Below are 5,383 nucleotides of genomic sequence, written 5' to 3' on the forward strand. Positions count from 1 at the left end.
TCGGCACCAGCTGTAGCCAGAATAGGAGCCTGAAGTAACCAGTCTTTGGTTGACCTTTCATAAAAATCGACATTCAGTCCCAATCGTGAACGCATGAAGCGGGCATCAAAACCGATATTGATTTGTTCTGAAGTTTCCCACTGAAGGTCTTCATTTGCCAGACGGTTAGGATATGCTCCGTTGGTGTTCCCGGCGGCATCGAAATCTGCCGAGCCGAAATAATAATTTGTATTGGCAGTCTGAATAGGAGCCAGATATTGCCATGGGTCGATACTCTGGTTACCCACTTGTCCCCAGCTTGCCCGAAGCTTAAAGAAATTCATCACGCCCTGGATGCTTTCCATGAAAGACTCATTGGTTACAACCCAACCGGCAGAAACAGAAGGGAAATATCCCCAACGGTTTCCTTTTGCAAACCGGGATGACCCATCAGCACGGAAAGTCGCATTCAACATATATTTTTCCCTGAAATCATAGCTTACCCTTCCGAAGTAAGAGAGAAGCATCGATTCATCGAAAGGTTTTCCCTGGTAAGTCAATCGGGCCAGGTCGGTATTGGTGGTGTTATTTATCCAGGCATAATCCAGTCCGGTAGGCAACAAATCAGAGTTGGAAATTCTCATTTCTGATCCATGGTTCTGATAAGAGGACATACCCGCCATTGCGGTGATACCATGGTCTGCAATATTAAAGTCATAAGTCAGTATATTATCCCATGTAAGAGCCAATCCTTTGCTCAGATTCTGTGTGGCCACATCATGATCGCGAAAAGCATACATTGAAAGCTCATATTCAGGGCCATACCAACGACCTTCGCTGGTGTAGAAATCTGCACCAAATTTCGTTTCAAAAGTCAGACCTTCAATAGGATTCACCCTGATGTAAACATCGCCCAGCAACTTCTGGTTATTATCGTCGCTCATATTTCCGAGCATCATCGAAGCGTAGGGGTTGCTTTCTCCATCATACCAAGGTTGCCATTCTTTTTCCTGATACATAACTCCGGCATTTCCGGTGTTATTCAAATAATTGCCCGAATCATCATACATAGGCAAAAATGGACTGGTATTGAAAGCCCCTCGCATACTGTTGTTGTATTGATTACCAACGCTTATTCCGTTTTTCTCGATATAAGCAAAAGTCAAATGCTGCCCCATAGTAATCAATCCGTCGAAAAACTTATGCTCCGAGTTCACACGAAAATTGTACCGGTCATAATTCGAAACTGCCGGACCTCCAACAATACCTTCCTGCCCTGTATAAGAAACAGAAGTGGAATAGGTCGACACGTCGTTTCCACCGGAAGCACCTAAAGTATAGTTTTGAGTGATGGCATTTTCATAGAACATCTCATCCATCCAATTGGTATTGCCCCATCCCTGCGAACCAATATTGTTAATATTGTCGGAAGTAAAACGCGGTGCTTTACCTGAGTTGATAGCTGCTTCATTCATAATCACAGCATACTCACGGTCATTCAGCATATCCACTTTACGCGAAACGTTTTGAATTCCATAATAGGTGTCAAGGGTAATCTGAGCTTTGCCTTTTTTACCTGATTTTGTGGTAATCAGCACAACTCCGTTGGCCGCTTGAGATCCATAAATAGCAGCAGAGGCCGCATCCTTTAAAATGTCAATACTTTCAATATCGGCATTATTCAAATGGGCAATATCGCCGGTCTGAACTCCATCAACAATATACAGGGGACCACTATTTCCGATGGTTCCCATTCCACGAACAACAACCTTCAATCCTTCACCAGGCTGTCCGGAAGTTGATGAGATCTGAACTCCCGGTGTTTGTCCCTGCAAAGCCTCAAGAGCACTGGTATTACTCCTTCTCTGGAGGTCCTCTCCATCTACCTGAAGCGTGGCACCGGTTACAAGTTTTTTCTTCTGAACTCCGTAACCAACAACCACGACTTCATCAAGGTCTGTGATATTTTCTGTGAGGACCACATTAATGGTTGAACGTCCCTCAACAGGAATTTCCTGATTTTCAAAACCGATAAACGAATAAACCAATGTGGCCCCTTCGCTTACTTCTATTGAGTAGTTACCATCAACCTGGGTAATGGTACCATTCAAAGTCCCTTTCTCGAGGATGGAGACCCCGGGAACGGGTTCATTTGACGAGTCAGTAACCAAACCGGTCACTGTTTGCTGAGCCATCAGGCCTATCCCCGCCACAAAAAAGAACAATAAAAGAAAACTCTTTTTTAACATAGCATTGGATTTAAATCTTTAATAAATGAAACACTCATTGATTTGGCAAGCCAATAGACTTTACCTCCATTCCGGTTTTCGGACTTGGATGATTCAAAGATATTTTAACACTATTTAAGATTTAAGTCGTTTTGTATGGATGATGGGGTGGTTTGGTAACCGGAGGGAGATTAAATGTATTTTAAAAGGGAGTGAAATGTCTTACAATCAATGATTAAAACACTCATTATCAGCCACAAAGTCGATGTGCTAATAATTATTAAAAAAAATCATTGGTGTCCGGTTAAAAGTTTGAGATTGGAGCAGTCTAAATAGTCACCACAGCTTTTGTATTGCGCGGAGCATGGTCTTGTAGATTATTGACAACGAGATTCTTCACTGCATTTAGTAATGACAAAAAACACGAAACCCATAACTTTTTGGGCAATCTCCATGACGTGACTGAACATAAGTTGAAGGGTTGGGAGAGATTTTACTCATTATTCTCAACACGTTTGGCATACTCAGAAGGTGAAACGCCAAATTCATCTTTAAAATATCGAGAAAAGTATTTTGGATCATTAAATCCCACTTTAAACGCAATCTCCCCAACGTTTAGCTGGCTTTTCCCGAGCAGTTGAGCTCCACGCTTCAGGCGCATGATGCGAATAAACTCGGTAGGAGTCTTGCCGGTAAGAGCGAGGATTTTGTTGTACAAATGTCCGCGACTTACGCCCATTTCACGGCTAAAGGACTCAACCGACAATTCGGTATTGGAAATATTTGTTTCCACAAAACGAGTGGCCTTTCTAATGAATTTCTCATCCAGCGATGTCACCCCAATTTCCCCCGGAGCAATTTCGTAATGCTGTTTTTCGAGTTTTGCTCTGAATTGCTGGCGAATATCGATCTGCTTTCGGATTTTGAGTTCCAACACCTCATAGTTAAAAGGCTTCGTGATGTAATCATCGGCACCTGCTTCCAATCCCTCGGCTTCCTGTTCCGAGGAGACTTTAGCGGTGAGCAAAATCAACGGAATATGAGAAGTTTTGGATTCACTTTTCAGGCTCCTGCATAATTCCACACCATCAGTTCCCGGCATCATGATATCACTGATAATAATATCAGGATAGACAGAACGGGCTTTTTCCAGTCCATCATCCCCGTCGGCGGCCTCAACAACTCTATATTGTGCTCCAAGATTCTCTTTCAGATAAAACCTCAAATCTTCATTGTCTTCAATTATCAGGAGCAAAGGTTTTTTTGAGTCATCCCTTTTTTCCACTTTAAAATGACTCTCGTTGTGCTGAACATCCTGGCTAAGTTCAATTTTGATTGGTTCGGGGTCACCTGTATCATTTTGAGAGACAACTGGTAGTTCAACAGTAAAAACACTTCCCTTACCCGGCTCACTTTTCACATATATTTCACCGTCATGGAGGCGCACAAACTCTTTCGTTATGGCCAACCCAATACCGCTTCCCATGTTCTGTTCAGTCCCGTCACCGGCCTGAAAAAATCTTTCAAAAACCTTTTCCTGTTTTTCCTGTGGAATGCCGATTCCTTTATCCCCAACAATGATTTTCACCACCCCTCTTTTATCATCAATGACTCCTTCCGAACCCGCTTTTAAATACTCGAGGTTCAGATACACCTCTCCGTTTTCCTGGGAAAATTTGAAAGCATTGGAAAGCAAATTGAAAACAATTTTCTCCATTTTATCAGGATCAAATGCCATCATTAATGAATCGGTATTGGCAAAGATTGAAAACCGAATAGTTTTAGTTTCAAACAAATCAGAAAAAGAGAGTCCAACCTCTTTTACAAACGCAACAAGATCTGCCTGGCTTCTGTTGAGGGTAAGGCCCTGAACTTCCATTTTTCGGAAATCCAATAACTGATTCACCAGCCCCAACAGTCTTTTAGCATTCCGGGTTACCAGCTTTAATTGGTCTCTCACAGAAGCATCTCCCACCTCTCTGACCAGCTTTTCCAGGGGGGTGATAATAAGAGTAAGCGGTGTACGAAACTCATGGCTGATGTTTGTGAAAAACCGAATTTTCATTGCATCCATTTCGTGAATGCGCTTATGTTGCATCAACTCGCTCTGCCGCTCATATTTAATCCGTTCACGGCGCCTGACTATAAAACCAAAAAACGCTACCAACCCCACAAATAAAATAATGTAAGCGGCATAGGCATATTGAGTCGCATAAAAAGGAGGCTTAATCACGACAGTTAAATTGGCTTCACTTCCCAACGAACCATCCTCTCCCACTTTTGCTTTCACCCGGAAACGATAAGTCCCGTAATTGAGGTTGGTATAAGTTGCTAATGGGTTGGAGGCATCGGTAGAGACCCAATCTTCATTAAATCCATCCAGCTTATACTGATATTTAACTTTCTCGGGGTGGAAATAGCCCATTCCCGAAAACTCCAGAGAAAAAACATTCTGGTTGTGCTTTAGGGTCAGGGTATCAGAAAGAAACAAAGGGCTTACGAGAATCGGTTTTCTATCCACTTTCTCGCCTACTTCAATTTGTTTGTTGAAGAGCCTTAAGCCGGTGATTCGCACCTGAGGAATTCGGGTACTTTTCTGAATATTGGCCGGATTAAACAAGTTAAACCCATCCGGCCCACCAAAAATCAATTCTCCTGCTGATGTCTTAAACGCAGCGTGTTCGTTAAACTCCCGCCCCTGCAAGCCATCCAACAGATCGAAATTGCTAAAAGAGTAGTCTGTCCTCTCCTCTGATTCGTCTATTTCCAATCGGGATAAACCATTCAACGTACTCATCCAGATATTTCCGGCATCATCCTCCAGCAGATTCAGGATATTGTTATCGGGCAGCCCGTCACGCTCCAGGAACAAACGAAATTCCTGCGTTTGTGGATCGTACATATTAAGCCCGTTGCGCGTGCCAAACCACATCGTTCCCCGCTGGTCCTGCAAAATGGCCAGCACAATATGATGACTCAAAGCGTTTTCCTTTCCAGGATTGGCCGCAATATGAGAAAATCTGCCGGTATTCTTATCCAACACATTAATGCCAAAAGAGGTACCCACCCATAAGTTGCCCACATTATCCTCTTCCATGGTCAGAATGAAATTGGAATTAACTGAATTCAGGTCTCCATCACGGTAATGCAGAAAACGGTCATTAGCCTCGTCGAAT

2 protein-coding genes are annotated in these 5,383 nt (G+C 43.0%); both read right to left on the bottom strand.

The genetic code is table 11. The annotated features are described in order from the left end of the window. Positions 1-2,228: SusC/RagA family TonB-linked outer membrane protein (locus tag QZZ43_RS18990; RefSeq protein ID WP_291862605.1), on the bottom strand; the 2,228-nt coding region annotated here is incomplete at its 3' end. Positions 2,229-2,700: 472 nt separating this feature from the next. Further along, positions 2,701-5,383, bottom strand: a 2,683-nt coding sequence (locus tag QZZ43_RS18995) for an ATP-binding protein (protein ID WP_291862608.1), incomplete at its 5' end; no start/stop codon positions are given.

The sequence above is a fragment of the Marinilabilia sp. genome (assembly GCF_016278715.1).
In the GTDB taxonomy this organism is placed as follows: Bacteria; Bacteroidota; Bacteroidia; order Bacteroidales; family Marinilabiliaceae; genus Marinilabilia.